General features: G+C 72.2%; 15 protein-coding genes and 1 pseudogene. 7 read left to right on the top strand and 9 right to left on the bottom strand.

The window, feature by feature from the left end; all coding sequences use genetic code 11:
- From G3I41_RS28145 to G3I41_RS28125, 5 genes are read right to left on the bottom strand one after another with little or no spacing between them, the layout of a single operon-like run.
- Positions 1-1,560 (bottom strand): nucleotidyltransferase family protein, encoded by a 1,560-nt coding sequence (locus G3I41_RS28145; protein WP_164403187.1) that lies wholly within the window; start codon positions 1,558-1,560, stop codon positions 1-3.
- 46 nt (positions 1,561-1,606) lie between these two features.
- The gene (locus G3I41_RS28140) at positions 1,607-3,391 is read right to left on the bottom strand and encodes an ABC transporter ATP-binding protein (protein ID WP_164403186.1); all 1,785 of its coding nucleotides are present in this window, start codon (positions 3,389-3,391) and stop codon (positions 1,607-1,609) included.
- Entirely contained in the window at positions 3,388-5,220 is a 1,833-nt protein-coding gene (locus tag G3I41_RS28135; RefSeq protein WP_164403185.1) for an ABC transporter ATP-binding protein, read from the bottom strand. The genes G3I41_RS28140 and G3I41_RS28135 overlap by 4 nt, the downstream gene beginning before the upstream one ends.
- A complete protein-coding gene (locus G3I41_RS28130) occupies positions 5,213-5,884 on the bottom strand; it encodes an HAD family phosphatase (RefSeq protein WP_164403184.1) in 672 nt (223 codons plus the stop codon). Before G3I41_RS28130 ends, G3I41_RS28135 begins: the two co-directional genes overlap by 8 nt.
- Positions 5,885-5,906: 22 nt before the next feature.
- Positions 5,907-6,653: a thiamine biosynthesis protein ThiG gene (locus tag G3I41_RS28125; protein ID WP_343242238.1), complete on the bottom strand. Its 747-nt coding sequence runs from the start codon at positions 6,651-6,653 to the stop codon at positions 5,907-5,909.
- A 212-nt stretch (positions 6,654-6,865) separates the two neighbouring features.
- Between G3I41_RS28125 and G3I41_RS37130 the strand changes: the two are divergent.
- Positions 6,866-7,059, top strand: a pseudogene (locus tag G3I41_RS37130) (CDP-diacylglycerol--serine O-phosphatidyltransferase); the annotation flags it as partial.
- A 348-nt stretch (positions 7,060-7,407) separates the two neighbouring features.
- Positions 7,408-9,054, top strand: a complete 1,647-nt coding sequence (locus G3I41_RS28120; protein ID WP_164403182.1) for a glycosyl hydrolase family 18 protein — start codon at positions 7,408-7,410, stop codon at positions 9,052-9,054.
- Between the two features lie 34 nt (positions 9,055-9,088).
- On the opposite strand, the gene G3I41_RS28115 is transcribed toward G3I41_RS28120, so the two are convergent.
- From G3I41_RS28115 to G3I41_RS28100, 3 genes are all read right to left on the bottom strand, one after another.
- Entirely contained in the window at positions 9,089-10,336 is a 1,248-nt protein-coding gene (locus G3I41_RS28115; protein ID WP_203601763.1) for a cytochrome P450, read from the bottom strand.
- 513 nt (positions 10,337-10,849) lie between these two features.
- Positions 10,850-11,131 carry a hypothetical protein gene (locus tag G3I41_RS28105; RefSeq protein WP_164403181.1) on the bottom strand — a complete coding sequence of 94 codons (282 nt, stop codon included), beginning with the start codon at positions 11,129-11,131 and terminating at the stop codon, positions 10,850-10,852.
- Positions 11,128-11,394, bottom strand: a complete 267-nt coding sequence (locus tag G3I41_RS28100) for a hypothetical protein (RefSeq protein WP_164403180.1) — start codon at positions 11,392-11,394, stop codon at positions 11,128-11,130. Before G3I41_RS28100 ends, G3I41_RS28105 begins: the two co-directional genes overlap by 4 nt.
- Before the next feature lie 177 nt (positions 11,395-11,571).
- Here G3I41_RS28100 and G3I41_RS28095 point away from each other — a divergent pair, with 177 nt between their 5' ends.
- Both G3I41_RS28095 and G3I41_RS28090 read left to right on the top strand, forming a co-directional pair.
- Entirely contained in the window at positions 11,572-12,420 is an 849-nt protein-coding gene (locus G3I41_RS28095; protein ID WP_164403179.1) for a helix-turn-helix transcriptional regulator, read from the top strand.
- On the top strand, positions 12,396-12,611 hold the full coding sequence (locus G3I41_RS28090; protein WP_164403178.1) for a DUF397 domain-containing protein: 216 nt from the start codon (positions 12,396-12,398) through the stop codon (positions 12,609-12,611). Before G3I41_RS28095 ends, G3I41_RS28090 begins: the two co-directional genes overlap by 25 nt.
- 80 nt (positions 12,612-12,691) lie before the next feature.
- Here the strand turns inward: G3I41_RS28090 and G3I41_RS28085 are convergent, their stop codons facing one another.
- On the bottom strand, positions 12,692-15,520 hold the full coding sequence (locus tag G3I41_RS28085; RefSeq protein ID WP_164403177.1) for an FAD-binding and (Fe-S)-binding domain-containing protein: 2,829 nt from the start codon (positions 15,518-15,520) through the stop codon (positions 12,692-12,694).
- Positions 15,521-16,062: 542 nt separating this feature from the next.
- Here G3I41_RS28085 and G3I41_RS28080 point away from each other — a divergent pair.
- The 3 genes from G3I41_RS28080 to G3I41_RS28070 all read left to right on the top strand — a co-directional run.
- The gene (locus tag G3I41_RS28080) at positions 16,063-16,704 is read left to right on the top strand and encodes a class I SAM-dependent methyltransferase (RefSeq protein ID WP_164403176.1); all 642 of its coding nucleotides are present in this window, start codon (positions 16,063-16,065) and stop codon (positions 16,702-16,704) included.
- A gap of 133 nt (positions 16,705-16,837) precedes the next feature.
- Positions 16,838-18,211 carry an MBL fold metallo-hydrolase gene (locus G3I41_RS28075; RefSeq protein WP_164403175.1) on the top strand — a complete coding sequence of 458 codons (1,374 nt, stop codon included), beginning with the start codon at positions 16,838-16,840 and terminating at the stop codon, positions 18,209-18,211.
- Positions 18,208-18,520: TSUP family transporter (locus G3I41_RS28070; RefSeq protein WP_164403174.1), on the top strand; the 313-nt coding region annotated here is incomplete at its 3' end. The genes G3I41_RS28075 and G3I41_RS28070, both read left to right, overlap by 4 nt.

Below are 18,520 nucleotides of genomic sequence, written 5' to 3'. Positions count from 1 at the left end.
CTACGAGCAGGAGACCAGCAGCGGGGCGACGATCCCGCCCGGGATCTCGTTCCAGGGGCGGCGCTGCTGCCGGGCGCGCAGCAGGAGCTGGACCTTCGTGCCGGGGGCGGGGCGCTGTTCCAGACCGAACGCGGCCCACGGCAGGTCCACGGTCAGTACGTGGGTCTCGCCCGAGACACGGCCCTCGCCGCCGGCCGAACCGGCGGGCAGCTTGGTGAAGGAGTAGTCGGAGAACTCCGATTCGCCCTCCCGCGGCTTGAAGAACAGCTCCACCCGCGAGTCCCTGGAGGCGACGCCGACCATCGACATCTGGTCCTCCGGTGTGGCCGGCAGGGTGACCGCGGTGCGGATGCCCGTGTCGGAGAGCGTGATCTCGGCTGTGATCTGCCCGATGCCGCCATGGAACTCGTGCCAGAAGTACCGGGACGACTCGTCCGGCCCGGCGGCGAGGAACGTCACCCGCGCCGCCCCGTCCGGCCCCGTGGCGACCGGGGCGGGACCGAGCGCGTGGATGAAGTCCGGCTGGTCCTCGTCCCGCGCCACCAGGTCCATCGGCGACCAGTTGAGCAGCACCGGGAAGCCGGCCCCGGACCCGTCCCACCACAGGTTCTGCGGGAACCAGTCATGGGCGACCGGGCGGACGTCCGCGTCCTTGCCCGCCTCCTCGAACGGGTCGGCCCCGAGCAGCTCGCGGCAGAGAGTCCGGGCGAACGACACCACCAGGTCGGCGTCGAAGTCGTCGGCCAGCTTCTGGAACTCCGCAGCGCTGAAGGCATCGAGCGCGATCAGGTCCCGCACCTGGGCGAGCTCGTCGAGCCGGACGGTGGCGACCGGGAGCGGGTGGGGGTCCATCGCGAACCCGACATAGATGTGCGCACACCTGATGAGCAGCGCGAACTCGGCCCTGGGCACGGGCCCCAGCGGGCTGTCCACGAGGTTGGCGGCCAGGGCGGGGTAGTCGATGGCGGACACCGAGAACGGATTCTCGATCTGCATGACCGGCGCGCCGGCGGACACGTCGTACGTGCCGGCCTGCTCGCCCTTCCGGAAGCCGGTGACGAGGTAGCGGGTATGCACCTCGATCTCCCGCATGTGCGCGAAGACGTAGGGGTGGTCCTCACCGTGGTGGTGGTACCCCACGTCGTTGACGGACATCGCGGCCCGGGCGACCTCGGCCGGGTCGCTCCCCAGGACGTCGAGGTCCACGCTGAACCGGATGTGCCGTTCCTCACCCGTGAGCGCGTAGAGGCCGAACCCCTTCACGGGCGCCACGCCGCCGTCGGGGTCGATCTCCCGCATCGCGTCGCGGAGCCGCGCGTACAGCTCCGCCTTCCTCTCGATGAGGTCGAGGCACTCGCTCTGCCGCTTGGCCAGCCGGTCCGCCAGGCCGGCCGGCAGGGACACCCCGTCCTCACGCGCCTGGTGCAGGAATCGCGATTCCAGCCGGTGCTTGTTCAGCGCGAACAGGAGGTCGTCCTCGGTGAGCCGGGAGAGCTCCGGTGCTCCCGGGCCGCCTGCCGCCCAGATCAGGGTACGGCGAAGCGCGTCAGTGGAATTCATGTGTCTCCTCGGGATGATCAGGGGTGCCTGTGCGCGGGGCCGGGCGCTATGAGGTGTAGGCGTGGGATTGCAGGTCGTACAGCTCGGCGTAGTGGCCGGCGCGCTCCATGAGTTCGCGGTGGGAGCCCGTCTCGACCACGGCTCCGCCGTCGAGGACCACGATCAGGTCGGCGAGCTGGACGGTGGACAGGCGGTGGGTGACGAAGATGGTGACCCCTCCCACAGCCGCGGCGATCTCGCCGGCCGTTCGTTCGTACGTTTCGCACATCCACTGCTCGGCGAGAGCGTCGAGGGCGTGTCCGGGCTCGTCCAGGCAGAGCAGCAGGGGGCGGTCGCGCATCATCGTGCGGGCCAGCCCGACGTTCTGCCACTGACCGCCCGACAGGTCGACGCCGTCGTCGTAGCCGTTGCCGAGGACGGTGCTCAGCCCGTCGTCGAGGCGTTCCAGGAGCGGCTCGGCCCGGGCCCGCGTGATCGCCCGTCGCACGGCGTCCGCCGATCCGACGTCGGAGACCTGCCCGACCCCCACGCTGTCCTGCAGGGAGAAGTGGAGCCGGGCGAAGTCCTGGAAGAGTGCCGCCACGCGGGACCGCCAGCCGTCGGCGCCGATACCGGCAAGATCGGAGCCGTCGATCAGGACGCGGCCCGACGTGGGCTCGTAGAGGCCGTTCAGCAGTTTGATCAGCGTGCTCTTGCCGGCCCCGTTGCCGCCGACCAACGCCACCGACTTCCCTGCGGGCAGGTGGAGACTCACACTCCGCAGCGCCGGCGCGGCGGCCCCCGGGTACGTGAAGGAGACCTGGTCGAGGGCGATTCCGGCCGTGATGGCCGCGGGCGGCTCCATGCCCGGTGCGGCGTCGGCCGTCAGGCCGGCCCGCTCACGCAGGCTGGTGAGCCTCCGCAGCCACAGAGCGGCAGCGCCGGCCGCGCTGAGGAGGTCGAAGCCGCTCGCCATCTGCCTGCTGACCTGGGTGGCCAGGGTGATGACCATGACCGTGGCGCCGATGGACGCCGCGCCGTGGGCCTGGTGGAACGCGAAGACGATCGACGCGGCGTACGCGGCGGCGAAGACGCCGAGGCCCAGCGCGCGGAGGAGGGCCTGCTTGCGTTCGGCCTCGCCCAGCACGCGGTCGATGTCCCGTTCGAGGTCCCCGGTGAGCCCGATCAGGTACTCGTGGCTGTCGGAGAGGCGGATCTCCTTCTGTGTGTCAGGGGATGACGCGATGTCGCGCAGGTGGCGCACCGAGCGCTGAGCGGCGGACACCCGGCCGCGTGCGCGGTCCAGGATCTCTTCTCCCCGGCGGCCGAGCAGCACGGGTACGAGGGCCACCGGGGGCAGCAGCAGGAGCCACGCGTCCACGGAGACGAGAATGCTCGCCGTCACCAGCGTCTGGACGACCAGGCAGGCGAGTTGGAGCACCGACTCGACCGTACCGCGCATCTTGACCAGGTCCTGCCGGGCCAGGTCCACATCGTCCGCGAAGGCCGGGTCCTCGCACTGCGCCAGGCCCCGGGACTCGTTGATGGTCCGCAGCAGCCGGCGGCCCAGCATCTCCTCGTGCTGCTCCCCGAGTTCGAAGTAGAAGAGATGGGCGAAGTGACCGAGCATCAGCTCGGCCATGAGGGTGGCCGCGCCGGCCAGGCACCATCCGATGGCGGAAGAGTGCCGGTCTGCCACCAGGGCGTCGATGATCAGCCGGAGTTCCACACTGACCAGCGGGGAGGCCAGGTAGCCCAGTAGGAGCAGCAGGCCGCCCAGGACGAGACGCCGCCGGCTGGAGCGCCAGGACAGGCCGAGCAGAAACCTGAAGCAGAACAGGAAGTCCTTCATTCCGCGCCACCCACGGGCGCGAAGCGGCGTGCCTGCACCTCGAACATGGCGGCGTACTCGTTTCCCGCGGCGACCAGCTCGTCGTGGGTTCCGCCTTCGCGCACCCTGCCGTCACCGATGGTGACGATCCGGTCGGCCAGGCGCACGGTGGAGAACCGATGCGAGATCACGATGCTGGTCGTTCCCTTGGTGAGTTCCAGAAACGTCTCGTAGAAGTCCGCCTCCCCGCGCGCGTCGAGCTGGGCGGTGGGTTCGTCGAGGACCAGGACGCGGGCGCCATGGCGAACGGCGAACAGCGACCTGGCCAGGGCGACGCGCTGCCACTGGCCGCCGGACAGGTCCACTCCTCCCGTCACGGACTGGCCGAGCGGGGTGTCCAGTCCGGCCGGCAGTGCATCCGCGAGGCCACCGAGCCCGACCCGGTCCAGTTCGGCGGCGATACCGGCGTCGTCGTCGCGCCGGCCGATCGCCCCCATCGCCACGTTGTCCCGCAGGGAGAGCTCGTACCGGGTGAAGTCCTGGAACATGACGGACAGCGAACGCTGCCACTGCCGCCGGTCGATCTCGGCCAGGTCGACGCCGCCGCAGGTGATTCTTCCCCCGCCGGGCTCGTAGAGGCCGGTGAGAAGCTTGACCAGCGTGCTCTTCCCGGCACCGTTCACGCCCACGACCGCCGTCGACGCCCCTGCGGCTATGGTCAGGTCCAGCCCGTTCAGGACCGGCCGGCCGGGCTCGTAACCGAAACGCACGTCGTGGAAGACGATGTCCCCTTCCGGGCAGCCGACGCCCGTCCCGCGGGGGGCCGTCGGAAGCGCGGTGTCCGAAGCGGCACCGAGCCGCTCGAACGTGAGAAGCGACTCCCAGGCGCTGCGGCCGTAGATCATCTTGACGTCGGATTCGGGGAAGACGACGCCGAACCGGACGCACATCACGAGGACCTGCAAACCCATGGAGAGGGCCCCGACCCGCAGCCCCGGGTCCATGGCCAGCGCGAGCAGACCGCCGACGGCACAGACCAGGCCGAGGAGCGTGTACAGCACGAACGGGCGTCCGTAGACCCGCCGCCGCCAAGCCCACAGCGGGCCGAGCAGGCCGACGCTCTCGGCGGCGTAGCGCCGGTCCAGCCAGTCGACGAGGCCGAGCAGCCGGATCTCCTTGGCCGCCCGCGTCCCCACGGCGAGGTCCCGCAGGTACGCGAGGCGGCGACGGGCGCGCGAGAAGCTCCTGACGTGCTGTCCCCAGCGCACGAACGCGGCCGTCTGCCCCAACCGGCAGATCAGCGCGACCGCCAGCCCCGCGACGGCGACCAACGGCCCCGTCGCGATCGCCGCCACGAGCACAGCGCCGGCCAGTTGCGTGTACCTCGCGATGAGCGCCAGCGCGCCCTCGACGGCCGCGCCGGGTGTCAGGGTCCGGTTGCTCAGCGCCTCGCCCGCGTCCCGCGCCGCGTCGGCCGTTTCGGGCCGTTCCAGGGCACGCAGGCTGATCCCCGTACCGGCCGAGCGCATGAGCCGTGCCGTGCAGTACGCGTCGACCCGGCGGGCGATGCTCTGCGACGCGACTCCCTGGACGGGGATCAGGATCTGCTGGACGAAGAAGGCGCCGACCGCGACGGCGAGCGGCGTGGAGACGCCGCCACCGCCGGAGAGCCGCTGCAGGGCCAGACCGACGCACACCACGAACACGACGGGCAGTGCCCCGGCCACCAGGTGGAGCACGCAGGTGCCCAGGACGACGGGCGTGCCGGCGGACCTGGCGAGGGTCAGGAGCTGTCCCGCCGCGGTCCTGCGGCGGCGGATGCGTTCCGCCGGACGGGTGCGCTCAGCCATGGGGGTCCGCGAGAAGACACAGTTCCGCGTGGGGACCGGCTGATGTGGGCCGGACGTGGTCCAGCGACGTGATGACGTGGGCCGCCCCGAGCGCCGACAGCTCGCTCCGGTAGCCGCGGACGCTCACGGCGACGCAGGTCGCCCCGGCGGCCACAGCGGACTGGACGCCGCTTTCGGAGTCCTCGAACACCACGCACCCGCCGACGGGGACCCCGAGCCGGTCGGCCGCGATCATGTACGGCTGGGGGTCGGGCTTGCCGCGCGCCGCGTCCTCCCAGGTGACCATCGCCGCGAAGTGGCCCGTGAGCCCCAGCCCTCGCGTGACCGCCGTGGCGCGAGCAGCCGACGCGCTGGTCACCAGGGCCAGCGGTACGCCCGCTGCGGCCAGGGCGCGGACGAGGTTCCGGCCCCCCGGCAGTGCTTCCCAACCCAGTTCGGGCTCTCCGGCACGGACCTCTTCGAGTACGCGGAGACGGTCAGCCTCCGGGCAGTCACCGAAGACGCGCTCGATGGTGCGCTCGGGCGAGCAGCCGAGGACGTTCGTCCGCATGTCCTCGGGGCTCAGGTCGCGCCCGACCGACTCGGCGGCCCTGCGCCAGAGTGCCGCGACGGCGGCGTCGGTGTCGATCAGTACGCCGTCCAAGTCGAAGAGAACGGCCTCCATCGGGCCCAGCGTGAATGGCACGTCAGGAACCCTGAACTGCCGGAATTCCCGCCGAGACGGCCTGCCGGACCGCGGCTGCCATGGCAACCGGATCCTCCGCCTGCGCGACCAGCGTATTCACCAGAACTGCCGCAGCGCCCAATTCCATGGCTTCGGTGACATGCGCGGGAGAGCCTATTCCGCCTTCCACGACGGCGGGCACACTCAGCGCGTCGATACACCTGCGCATTGTTTCGGGATCGGATATTCCGCGGTAGCTGCCGACAGGCGATGCCATGAGGCGAATCGCGGAGCACCCCATGTCCTGAAGCTCCAGGGCCACGTGAATGTCGGGGTGCACGAACGGCATGATGCTGAAGCCGTCGGCGAGCAACTGGCGCGCGGCGGTGATCGTGGCGGGACCGTCGGGGCCGTTGCCGGCGTCACGGACGTCGAGCTTGATCACGTCCAGGCCGAGGGTCGCACGCAGGTGGTGCGCCGTGCGGACGGCGACATCGGCCGAGTACGCGAACGAGGTCGTGCCGATCCACGCGTAGCGGGACAGCTCGATCTTCTGATCCAGGTCGTCCAGCAGGAGGCTTCCCCGCGTCTGCTCAAGGTCATAGGTGGTGATGAAGACGTCCGTCCCGGACGCCTCCAGCACCTTTGCCACAAGCGCGGGGTCGGTGTACTGCTCGATTCCCAGCAGCAGCCTCGATACGAGATGATGCTTCCCGATGTTGAGCCACGGGTCATCAATGCCAACAGGCGAGTGCAGGGCAGAGGTCACGTCAGATCCTTTGCTTTGTGCAGGAGATAGTGACACCTGAATAGTCGGACTTTGGAATCCGAACGTTAGTGATGCCGACTTGCGCACACAAGGTAAGGAGTTCGGCATGAACGTGCCGTATGAAGTCGGCAGCGGCATAAAAATGCCAGCCGGGCTTCGCCTGCGCCCCGGCGGGGCCGCCGCGTCCGCCGCACCGGGCACGGCGGGAGGCGGGTAAGCCAGCGGTCGCCGCCATCGCGTGGGCGGCGGTCAACAACGGATGCCTGGCCGCCTGGGCCACCAACCTGGGGGAGCCGAGGAGCTTCTGGTGACCGGCTGCGCCCTTCAGGTCACGCTGGCGGCCGGGCTGCCGCTCTTCGCCGCCGGGCGGCGGGTCAACGCCATGCGGTACCGGCGTTCGGGCTGACGTCCCGCGCACACCTCCGCCGGCCCTCGGCACGCCGCTCCGGTCCCGGGCCGGCTCGCGCTCGCCGGCACGCGGCTTCAGGTCGCGACCACGGGCTGGGGTCCGGCACTCTCGCACCGGACCGGGCTCGCGCGCAAGCGATGCGCCGGGCGGGGCCCGGTCCGTCAAGTTCCGTCAAGCGGGGCCCCCGACAGTCGGGCACCTTTGGTCCAGACCTATTGACGGGCCCAGGCCCCCTTCCTACGATTCCGTCGATCGCCGGACCGCATCTCTCCAGTTCATCCGGGGCCGTGCGTCCACCCCTTGCGCACGCCCGCGCCACGGCACGTGGCGAGAATGGAGCACGACATGTTCCATCGGAGGATTCGTACTGCTTCGCCTGGGACGGATGACGGGCCTTCGGCCGCCGTCCGGACTCGGCGCGGCTCGACCGTTCTGACCCGTACGATCGCGGGGCTGAGCGCCGCCACCGTTCTCGGCGCCTGCGTCGCCCTGGTCGGTTCCGGTTCGGCCGGCGCTGCCGATGCCGCCAACCTGGTGACCAACTCCGGTTTCGAGAACGGCCTTTCCGGCTGGACCTGCGCCAACGGTTCCGGCCAGGCCGTCAGCAGCCCGGCGCACTCCGGTTCGTCCGCGCTGAAGGCCACGCCGTCCGGCCTGGGCAACGCCCAGTGCAGCCAGACGGTCAGCGTGCAGCCCAACTCCAAGTACACGCTGAGCGCCTTCGTCCAGGGCAGCTACGTCTACCTCGGCGCCGGCGGCACCGGTGCCACCAGCGAACCGCAGACCTGGACGCCCAGCTCCTCGTCGTACAGCAAACTGAGCGTCGACTTCACCACCGGTGCGAACACCACGTCGGTGACGGTCTACCTGCACGGCTGGTACGGGACACCCGCGTACTTCGCGGACGACGTGTCGCTCACCGGTCCCGGCGGGTCGACGCCCCCGCCGACCACGCCTCCGCCCACCGACCCGCCGACCACCCCGCCGCCCACCGACCCGCCGACCACGCCCCCGCCCACCGACCCCCCGGGCGACGCCACCTGCGCCACGAAGCCCAAGCCGGCCGGCAAGGTGCTCCAGGGGTACTGGGAGAACTGGGACGGCGCCTCGAACGGCGTGCACCCCGGCATGGGCTGGGTCCCCATCACCGACAGCCGGATCGCCCAGCACGGCTACAACGTCATCAACGCCGCCTTCCCGGTGATCCTCTCGGACGGAACCGTCCTGTGGGAGGACGGCATGGACGCGGGCGTGAAGGTGTCGACGCCTGCGGAGATGTGCCAGGCCAAGGCGAACGGCGCCACGCTCCTGATGTCCATCGGCGGCGCGGCCGCGGGCATCGACCTGTCGTCGAGCAAGGTCGCCGACCGCTTCGTGGAGACGGTCGTGCCGATCCTCAAGAAGTACAACTTCGACGGGATCGACATCGACATCGAGACCGGTCTGTCCGGCAGCGGGAACATCAACACGCTGTCCGCCTCCCAGTCCAACCTGATCCGCATCATCGACGGCGTGCTGGCCAGGATGCCGGCGGGCTTCGGCCTGACGATGGCGCCCGAGACCGCGTACGTCACCGGCGGCAGCGTCACCTACGGGTCCATCTGGGGCGCGTACCTGCCGATCATCAAGAAGTACGTCGACAACGGCCGGCTGTGGTGGCTCAACATGCAGTACTACAACGGCAGCATGTACGGCTGCTCGGGCGACTCGTACCAGGCCGGCACCGTGGAGGGCTTCGCCGCTCAGACCACCTGCCTCAACAACGGCCTGACCATCCAGGGCACCACCATCAAGGTCCCGTACGACAAGCAGGTGCCCGGCCTGCCGGCCCAGCCCGGCGCGGGCGGCGGCTACATGACGCCCGGTCAGGTCAGCCAGGCGTGGAACACGTTCAACGGCTCGCTCAAGGGCCTGATGACGTGGTCCCTCAACTGGGACGGCTCGAAGGGCTGGTCCTTCGGCGACAACGTCAAGTCACTGCAACGCCGCTAGACCCGACGCGTCCGGCCCCGCGGGGCCGGACGCGTCACCCCCGCAGCCGCACCGGCAGTCTCCGCACGCTGTTCCCCACGAACGAGCGGTGGCGCGGCAGCTCCGCCTCCGGAACCGCGAGGTCCAGGCCCGGGAAGCGGGTGAAGAGCTGTTCCAGGGCCGTGGTGGCCTCCAGGCGGGCCAGGGGCGCGCCCATGCAGTAGTGGGCGCCGTGGCCCAGGGAGAGGTGGCGGGACGTGCCGGTGCGGGTGATGTCGAAGTGGGCCGCGTCCGGGCCGTGGGCCCTCGTGTCGCGGCCGGCGGCGGAGTAGCCCGCGAGGACCGGGGTGCCCCGGGGGATCACGGTGCCGTCCAGGGTGAGGTCGCGGGTCGGGTAGCGGAAGGGGAAGTAGCTGACCGGGCTGTCCCAGCGCAGGGTCTCCTCCACGACGTCGGCCCAGCTCGCCGCGCCGGAGAGCACCAGGTCGAGCTGGTCCCGGTGGGCGCACAGGGCGCGTACGGCGTTGGTGATCAGATTCAGCGTCGTCTCGTGCCCCGCGACGATGGTCAGCATCAGCGTGCCGATCAGCTCCTGAGGGCTGAACCGGTCGCCGTCCTCCGCACGGGCCGCGATCATCGCGCTGGTGAGGTCGTCCCCCGGAGCGGCGGCCTTGGCGGCTACGACCGCACTCAGGGTCTCCGCCGTCTCCCGGTTGGCCGCCATCACCTCGGCCGGGCCGATGTCCGTGGCCACGAGCTGGTTGGAGAGGCGGTGGAGCCGGTCGTGGTGGGCCTCGTCCACGCCCAGCAGTTCGCAGATGACGCCCATGGGCAGCGGCAGCGCGAAGTGGGCGCGCAGATCGACGGTGCCGTCGCCGTCGGCGGCCGCCGCCAGGCCGTCCAGCAGACGGGACGTCAGCTCCTCCACGTACGCACGCAGTTCCTCCACCCGCCGGGCCGTGAACGCCTTGCCCATCAGCGACCGCAGCCGCCGGTGGTCGGCGCCGTCCGCGGTGGTCATCCCCTGCACCGTGGCGAACGTCTTCAGCGGCCAGCCGTCGGGGATCCCCCCGGCCTGGAGCGCCGTGAAGTGCTGGGCGCTCTTGGCGACGTCGGGATGCGCGAGGAACTCCTTCAACGCCTCGTGGCCCAGCACCGCCATCCCCCGTACCTCGCCGGGAAGGACCACCGGAGCGACCGCCCCCCGGGCCAGCAGCCGGGCGTTGGCCGCGTGCGGGCAGCCCCCGGCCGGGTCCGGGCGGTGCGGCCGATCGGCCTCGGGGTTCACCGGTGACGTGTTCAACGGGGCTCCAGGTCTCGGGCAGCACGGCGTACGGGCGGGCCAGTGTGGCCAGCCTCGACGCCCCTGCGCAAGAGCCGGGCCGGGACGCTCAGTCCTTGTAGTCCGGCGCGATCCGGTCCACGAGGCGCAGCAGCGCTCCCCGGGCCAGGTCGTAGGCGTCGTGGTCCTCGACGTCGGAGGAGGCGCCGCCCTCCGGCAGCATCGGCCACTTCGGTGGACGGGCCCTCGACCGCCGTGAAAGCCCTCCCGGCCGAACCGTCGGTGTCGCTTCCCGCGTTCTCCTCCCGGCTCCTGGGCCGTGCCCACGCCCGGCCCGGTGCCGCCGATGGCCCGTGTCCGCCAGAACCGGTCGGCGCTCGCCGCAGCCGCCGACACGTACGGCACCCGGTGCGCCTCCCTGGTCTGCCTTCAGGGCCAGCCGTCCCCCGCCGCCCTGACGCGGCGGGTTCCCTGGGCCCTGAACCGCGGCCGACTACCGCGCCGTCGTGCGGGCCCTGACCGCCGTCCGTGCCCTCACCGGGCATCTTCTTCAGCCGGGCCGGCATGGGGGGAGCCCCGTATGCGGCCGACACCGAGGCCGGTGCGGCTGCGGGCGTTGGCCTCGGCGACGCGGGCGCTCAGCAACTCGGCGGGGCCGAGCGGGCGTACGCGGGCGGGGTCCGCCTGCCATTCGCGGCCACCACCGAGAGGGCGGAGCCGGAGGCGGGGGCCGTCGCGGCCCGTCACCAGGCCCACTCGGCCGCTCCCGGCATCGTGCACGGCCGTTCCGACGCGGGGGACGCCGGCGTCGGTCACCCGGCCGCTCCCTTCCGGATCACTCCGGCGAGGGCGTGCGCCACGGGCGCGGAGCAGATGCCGAGGTGGACGAGCGCGTAATCGGCCGGCCGGGCGCGCTCCTCCCCGTCCCGCCACGGGGTGCGTACGTCCATCGCGGGCAGTTGGATGCCGGCGGCCTTCAGGGCGGCGGCCAGGTCGTCGCGGGCGTCGACGGCCTCCTGAACCTTGGCCGTTGACGTGTTCTCCGCCTGGGGCGTCCTGCGGGGGAGGGACGGCTTCATGAGGGGTCTTCCTTCGGGTGTATTTTTTCGCGGTTCCTCTGTCCGGCCCCACGCCCGGTCATACGGTGCGTGAGGGGCTCGTTACGAGCATGACCCCGTCCGAGGCGTGACACACCGGGGGTGGAGGGTGCCTCCCCAGGGGGTGAGCCACGTTCCACACGTTCCACGGAGGGCGCGATGCCGACGAGGCGGGCGGTCACAGGCCGCAGCAGGGAACCACGGGCACGGTTCGCGGAGGAGTTGCGGCACTTGCGCACCGCACGCGGTGACAGCCTGCGGCAGCTCGGTGAACGGCTCGGTTGGGACTGGTCGTTGTTCGGAAAGATGGAGAAGGGCGAGACGGTCGGCGGCCCGGAGGTCGTGGAGGCGCTGGACCAGCACTACGGGACACCGGGTCTGCTGCTGGCGCTGTGGGAACTGGCCATCAGTGATCAGACACAGTTCAAGGAGCGGTACCGGCGGTATATGGCGCTGGAGGCGGAGGCGACGAGCCTGTGGCATTTCGCGGTGAGCGTCGTGCCCGGTTTGCTGCAGACACCGGGTTACGCACGGGAGTTGCTCGTGGCTGGAGGGCTGCGTGGTGACGCCCTGGAGCAACAGGTGGAGGCGCGGATGGGAAGGCGGCACCTGCTCACGGGGGACGACCCGCCGCCCTTCCGCACCATCCTTTCGGAGACAGTGCTCCGGACGACTCTGCGTAGCGCCCAGGAGTGGCGAGCGCAGCTTGAGTACTTGGCCGAGGCGGGGGAGCGGCCGAACCTGACGCTGCAGATCCTGCCTCAAGAGGCCGGACTCCACGGCTTGTCGAGCACCGACGTCTGGTTTCTCCGGTTGCAGGACACTCGTACGGTCGCGTACACGGAGCATGGGTACGGCGGGGAGCTGCATGAGGAAAGCGTTACGGTCGAGCGTATGCAACGTGCGTACGATGCGATGCGCGACCTGGCACTTTCCCCGGCCGAGTCGCGAAAATTCATCTTGCGTATGTTGGAGGAACTGTCGTGCGATCCATCGACCTCGACCTGAGCGTCGCGACCTGGCGCAAGAGCAGCCACAGCAACCAGGACGGTGGGGCGTGCGTGGAGGTTTCCCACAGCTTCGCCGATGTCGTCCCGGTCCGTGACAGCAAGGACCTGGGTGGCCCCGCCCTCACCTTCCCCGTGAACGACTGGTCGTCCTTCGTGTCGGCCGTGAAGGACGGGACCCTGGGCGTCTGAGTCGCCCCACCGCGTGAGGCGCGGCCCCGTTGGCCGGTGATCCGCCAACGGGGCCGTCGGCATTCCAGCGCGTTTGCCCCTCACCCCCGCAACGCCTCCGCGATCACCTGCACCAGATGGCGGCTGTCCAGGCCCGCCAGGTCCCGGACCTGGGTGCGGCAGGAGTAGCCGTCCGCGAGGATGCGGCGGTCCGGGGCGGCGGTCGCCCGGGTGAGGATGCCCTCCCGGGCGATCCGCGCGGAGACCTCGTAGTGGCCCTTCTCCATGCCGAAGTTTCCGGCCAGGCCGCAGCACCCCGGGGAGATCTCGATGTCGCAGCCCATCGACCGGAGCAGCGAGCGGTCCGCCTCGTAGCCCATCACCGCGTAGTGGTGGCAGTGGGGCTGGACCAGGAGGCGTTCCGCCGTCCGCGGGGGCGTCCAGTCGATCGAGGTGAGGAATTCGGCGAACGTCCTGACCGCGCCCGCGAGTTCCGCCGCCCCGGGGTCGTCCGGCAGGAGCTCCACCAGGTCCGAGCGGAGCGTCGCCGTGCAGCTCGGCTCGATGCCGATCACCGTGCGGCCGGCCCGGACGTGGGGGAGCAGCAGGTCCACCGTGGAGCGGAGCTTCGCTTTGGCGGCGGTCAGCTGGCCCGTGGAGATCAGGGTCAGGCCGCAGCACGCGCCCGGCGCCGCGACCGCCACGTCGCAGCCGGCCGCCGTCAGCACCTCCAGGGCGTCCCGGGGGATGTCCGGTGCGAGCGCGTCCGAGAAGGAGTCGACCCAGAGCAGCACCTTGGGGCCGTCCGCCCCGAGCCGTGTCCGGGAAGCCCCGCTCCACCGGAACGGCCTCGCCGGCAGCGGCGGCAGTGAGCGGCGCGCGTCCGCGCCGATCAGGCTCATCGTCATCCGCCGCACCACCGGCACCCGGCCGGCCAGGTTGGCCAGCGGGGCCAGCGGCGCGAGCAGGCGCAGCCACCGTGGGAGCCGGCCCAGGGTGTAGTGGCTCAGCGGGCGGCGACGGCCCTTGTACGTCTGGTGCAGGGCCTCCGACTTGAACGCGGCCATGTCGATCCCCGTCGGGCAGTCGGTGGCACACGCCTTGCAGCTCAGACACAGGTCCAGCGCCTCGTGGACCTCCGGCGAGCTCCAGCCCTCCGCGACGAACCCGCCGTTCAGCATCTCCTGGAGCGCCCTCGCCCGCCCCCGCGTGGAGTCCTTCTCGTCACGGGTGGCCGTGTACGAGGGGCACATGAAGCCGCCCTGGCCGCGCAGGTCCGCCCGGCACGTGCCCACCCCGACGCACCGGTGCACGGCGTCCGTGACGTCCCCGCCGTCATGCGCGAAGGCGAAACCGTCGGTCGCCCGCAGCCGGCGCGCCCCGGGCCGCCGGAGGTCCGCGTCCAGCGGCGCGGGGCGGACGACGACACCGGGGTTCATGACGTCGTCCGGGTCCAGGAGCGCCTTGAACGCCTCCATCGCGCGCAGCGCCCCGGGGCCGTACATCGTCGGCAGCAGCTCGGAGCGGGCGCGGCCGTCGCCGTGTTCGCCGGAAAGCGATCCGCCGTGCCCGGCGGCCAGGGCGGCGGCGCGTTCGAGGAAGTCGCGCATCGGCGCGCCCCCGGCGTCGAGCGGGAAATCGATACGGGCGTGGACGCACCCGTCGCCGAAGTGGCCGTAGGCCAGGCCGGAGAGCCCCTTCTCGGCCATCAGTGCCTGGAGCCCGCGCAGATAGTCCCCGAGCCGTTCCGGCGGCACGGCGGAGTCCTCCCAGCCCGGCCACGCCTGCTTGCCGTCGGCGGTGCGTCCGGCCAGACCGGCCCCGTCGGCCCGGATCTGCCAGAGCCGGACCGCCTCGGGGCCGGCGGGCAGGACGACGCTGTCGGCTGCCGTCGAGGCCGCGACGAGCACGCGCGCCGCCTCGACCGCCTCCCGCGAGGTCGCCCCGCCCACCTCGGCGATCAGCCAGCCGCCGCCCGCGGGCAGCGTGGGGACGGAGCCGGGGCCGTGTGCCCGGCGGACCACCTCCACGAGCTGCGCGTCCAGGCCCTCCAGCGCGAGCGGGCGGAACGGCAGCAGGCGCGGCACGTCGTCCGCGGCCGTCGCCATGTCCGCGTACCCCAGGACCGCGAGCGCCGGAGCGGGCGCCTGCGGGACCAGCCGGACCACGGCTTCGAGCAGGATTCCGCAACTGCCCTCCGTGCCGGTCAGCGCGGCCGCGAGGTTGCGCCCGTTCTCCGGCAGCAGGTGTTCCAGTGAGTAGCCGGAGATCTGCCGTCCGAACCGCCCGAACTCGGTACGCAGGACCGCCAGGTGCTCCGCGACGAACGCGTCCAGCCCCGGCACCTCCGCGAGCGCGTCCGGCCCCGAGCCCGCCGTGATCACCGCGCCGCCGCCCGTCAGCCAGGTCATCGACACCACGTTGTCGGCGGTACGCCCGTACGAGAGGCCGTGCGGCCCGCACGCGTTGTTGCCGATCATCCCGCCGATCGTGCAGCGCGTGGCCGTCGAGGGGTCGGGCCCGAACCGCAGCCCGTGCGGCAGGGCCTCCGCCTGCAGCGTGCTCAGGACCGCGCCCGGCTCGACCACGGCCGTCGAGGTGGCGGGGTCGACGGACAGCACGCGGTTCATCGAGCGCGAGAAGTCGATCACCAGCCCCGGCCCCACCGCGTTCCCGGCGCACGAGGTCCCGCCGCCCCTCACGGTGACCGGAACCCGGTGTTCACGCGCGATCCCGACCCCGGTGACCACGTCCTCCTTCGTCCGGGGCGTGAGCACGGCCCCGGGGACGATCCGGTAGTTCGACGCGTCGGACGAGTAGACCGCCCGGGTCGTGGCCGAGGCGTCGACGAGATCGCCCAGCTCCCCGCGCAGGGCGGCGAGGAACGCCTCGCTGAGGGGGGCGGGGGCATCTGCGGTGGTCGCGTCCATCGAGTGCTGCTCCTGGGGGGAGGGCCGGCGGTACGGGTACGAAGCCCGTACCCCCGTAGCTTCTCAGCGGTCCGCCCGCGGCCGTCGCACCACCGCTCGGGAGTGCCGGGCCACCGGCAGGGCGTCCCTCACCCGTTCACGGCGGCTGAGGGGTAGCGCCCGGGCTGCCGCCCGCCCCGGCGAACGCGGCGACCGTCCCGAACACCGGGCGCTTTCACTCGTCCACCTCGTCCACCTCGTCCGCCGGGACGAGGCCCTTGCGGACCGGACGAGCTGGGCGGGACACGCGACCCGGTCCCCCTCCTCGTGGAAGGAGCGCCGGGCGTTCTCCGTGAGCGAGCCGGTCATGACGTCCCGGTCGAAGCGCGGCCACCAGCCGCCGTCGTGCTCATCCAGTCCCGCCGCCCAGCCCTCGCCTCCCGGGCCCCGCCGAAGAACGCGGCAGCGGCAGGAAGCCGGCGTACGACGGTGTCCGCTACGACGTCGAGACCCACGCCGGGCTCGCGACCGGCCCTGTCCCCTGAGGCACTACCCTCGCCGCCATGGTCGAACACGAAGCCCTCTCCGTCACCCGGGCCGCCTACGACGACGCCGCCGAGCTGTACGCGCGGTTGTTCAGCGACTCGTTGCGCGACAGCCCGCTGGACCGCGCGATGCTGGACGTCTTCGCCGAGGCCGTCGGCGCGGGCGGCCGGGTGGCGGACCTCGGCTGCGGGCCCGGGTACGTCACCGCCCACCTGGCCGGGCTGGGGCTCGACCCGTTCGGTGTCGACGCCTCGCCCGCCATGGTCGAGCTGGCCCGGTCGGCCTGCCCGGGGCTGCGGTTCGACGTCGGGTCGATGGCCGCGCTCGACATCGCCGACGGTTCCCTGGCCGGTGTGCTCTCGCGGTGGTCCGTGATCCACACCCCGCCGGCGGAGCTTCCGCCCGTCCTCGCCGAGTTCGGGCGCGTGCTCGCACCCGGCGGCCACCTTCTCATCGGCTTCTCCGCCACCGACGGACCCGGCCACCCCACGCAGTCCTTCGACCACGCCGTCGCGACGGCCTACCGGTGGTCGCCCGACCACCTCGCCGGTCTGCTGCGGGCTCACGGGCTGACCGAGACGGCCCGGATGGTCCGCGAGCCCCGGCCGGACGACCGGCGCCAGTTCCAGGAAGTGCACCTGCTCGCGCGCAAGGCGTAGCGCGGGGCGGCGCCCGCTCCCCGGGGCGCCCACGGCCCGGGAAATACCCTGGGGGGTATCCCTGTTACAGTGGAAAACGGATACCCCCCGGGGTAACCGTACCGACTGTGATGGGTGATGGAGGGAGTCGACCGTGTTCTTCGTGGACACCCTGGAGACCGAAGGTCTGGGCAACCGCAGCTACCTGGCCGGCGGGGAGGCGACGGCCGTCGTCGTGGATCCCCCGCGTGACGTGGAGCGGGTCCTCGCGGCCGCCGCCGCGCGCGGCGTGCGGATCGCGTACGTGGCGGAGACCCATGTGCACAACGACTACGTCACCGGCGGCCCGGAGCTGGCCCGGCTGACCGGCGCCCGGTACCTGGTCCCGGCCGCGGCCCGGGTCTCCTTCGCGCGGGTCCCCGTCGCGGACGGCGACCGGTTCACCGTGGACGCGGGCCTCGAACTGAGGGCCCTCGCCACCCCCGGGCACACCCCGCACCACACCTCGTACGTGCTCGCCGAGAGCGGCCGGGAGACCGCCGCGTTCACCGGGGGCTCGCTGCTCATCGGTACGGTCGGGCGCCCCGACCTCGTGGAGCCCAGGCTGACCGTGCAGCTGGCCCGGGCCCAGCACGCCTCCGCCCACCGGCTCGCCGGGGAGCTCCCCGACGACGTCCGGGTCCTCCCCACGCACGGCTTCGGCAGCTTCTGCTCGTCCGCGCAGGCCGAGGGCGACTCCACGACCATCGGCGCGGAGCGGACGGGCAACGACGCCCTGACCCAGGACGTCGACACCTTCGTGGCCGGGATGCTCGCCGGTCTCGAGGACGTCCCCGCGTACTACGCGCACATGGCGCCCCTCAATGCCGGCGGACCGGCCCCCGTGGACCTGACCCCGCCGAGGACCGCCGGCGCGGAGGAGATCGCACAGCGCCTGGCCGCCGGGGAGTGGGTCGTGGACCTCCGCAGCCGTACCGCGTTCGCCGAGGGGCACGTGGCGGGGACCTTCAACTTCGAGGGCGAGGGCAAGCTCGCCACGTACCTGGCGTGGCTGATCCCGTGGGGCAAGCCGGTGACCCTGCTCGCCGCCACCGCCGAGCAGCTCGCGGACGCCCAGCGGGAGCTGGTCCGGGTCGGCATCGACCGCCCGGCCGCCGCCGCCACGGGCGGACCGGACGCCTGGCTGCGCGCGGGCGACGAGCCCCGGTCCTTCCCCCGGACCGACTTCGCGGCCCTGAAGCGGGCCCGCGAACGCGGTGAGCGGGTCGTGGTGCTCGATGTGCGCCGCGACTCGGAGCGGGCCGAGGGGTACGTACGGGACTCCGTCCACATCCCCGTGCACGAACTCCACGAGCGATCCGGTGAGGTGCCGGACGGCGAGGTGTGGGTGCACTGCGCGGGCGGGATGCGCGCGGCGATCGCCGCGTCCCTGCTCGACGCGGAGGGCCGTGCGGTCGTCGCCGTGGACGACGGCTTCGACGCGGCGCGGCAGGCGGGGCTGACGGTCACCACCGGTTCCGCCGCGTGAGCGTGCTCATCCTCGCCCTGGCCGCCGGGGCCGTGGTCGGTCTCGCGCTGGGCGCGCTGGGCGGGGGCGGCAGCGTCCTGGCGATACCCGCGCTCATCTACCTGCTCGGCCTCAGCCCGGCCGCGGCGACCACCGCGAGCCTGTTCATCGTCACCGCCACCTCCGCGACCGCGCTGTACGCCCACGCCCGCGCCGGACACGTCCGCTGGAAGGCCGGGGCCGCGTTCGCCGCGGCGGGCGTCGTCCCGGCGGCGGTGGCCGGTCTCGCCGCGACCCGGCTCCCGCAGGCGGTCCTGACGGCGGCCTTCG

The organism is Streptomyces sp. SID9727 (assembly GCF_010550605.1).
Classification (GTDB): domain Bacteria; phylum Actinomycetota; class Actinomycetes; order Streptomycetales; family Streptomycetaceae; genus Streptomyces.
The sequence above is the reverse complement of the archived record's forward strand: the minus strand, read 5'-3'. Positions and strand labels throughout refer to the sequence as shown.